This is a genomic window from Pseudomonas sp. ABFPK (assembly GCF_001586765.1).
In the GTDB taxonomy this organism is placed as follows: Bacteria; Pseudomonadota; Gammaproteobacteria; order Pseudomonadales; family Pseudomonadaceae; genus Aquipseudomonas; species Aquipseudomonas asiatica.
Window position 1 is genome coordinate 1 of record NZ_LQXW01000085.1, and the last position, 710, is coordinate 710.

The 710-nt window shown below is 62.4% G+C and carries 1 pseudogene; it reads right to left on the minus strand.

Annotation, left to right across the window (positions count from 1 at the left end):
* Positions 1–710: pseudogene (locus WM94_RS30995) on the minus strand (hypothetical protein); the annotation flags it as partial.

Here is a 710-nt window from a genome sequence, read left to right on the forward strand (position 1 = left end):
GCCGCGCTGCTCGCCTGGGTTACCCCCATGCTGGCCTCCTTGAACAACCGCCCATGCACTTCCTCGGCCTTGCCCTCGACCCACACCGTCACGCTGATCATCGAATTGGTGAACCGTGGATCGAGCACGGCCAGGCTCATCAGCCCGTGCTGGATGATCGGCCGCACCTTGCGCATGGCCTTCATCGAGCCAAACTCGAAGTCATCGATATTGCGGTGCATCCGGTCCCGCGCCTCGGCGATCGACGCGTTGGCCTTGTGCTGCAACTCCCGGAGGTGGGCGCTCTGCAAGGCGTAGTACTCGCCCAGCTTCATCTTCACTTCCAGCTCGATCAGGTGGACGCCGTTGTAGAGGAACTGCGTGGCACTGTTCAAATGCCGCACAGCCTTCTGAATACCTGGCGACAGACATGGCGCCAGCCGCTGACCGGCCGCATTGAGCGCACCCTGCGTTTCAGCAATGGCCTGTTTGAGGGTATTGCGCGTGCGCAAGCCGGCGTCATCGCTGGCGATGATCTTGCTCAGCATGCCGTAGAGCTTGTCGCTGTCGTTCCAGCTGATCGCTTCTGTGGCGGAGAAACTGGGCAGCAGCCCGGCCAGCAGTGCCTGGTCGCGCATCAGCAAGGCACGGTAGGGCGGGCTGTCAGGGTCCTGCAGCCATTTCAGCCAGAGCAGTTCGCTGGTGCCGGAAGCGGGAACATGCGGTTCAAG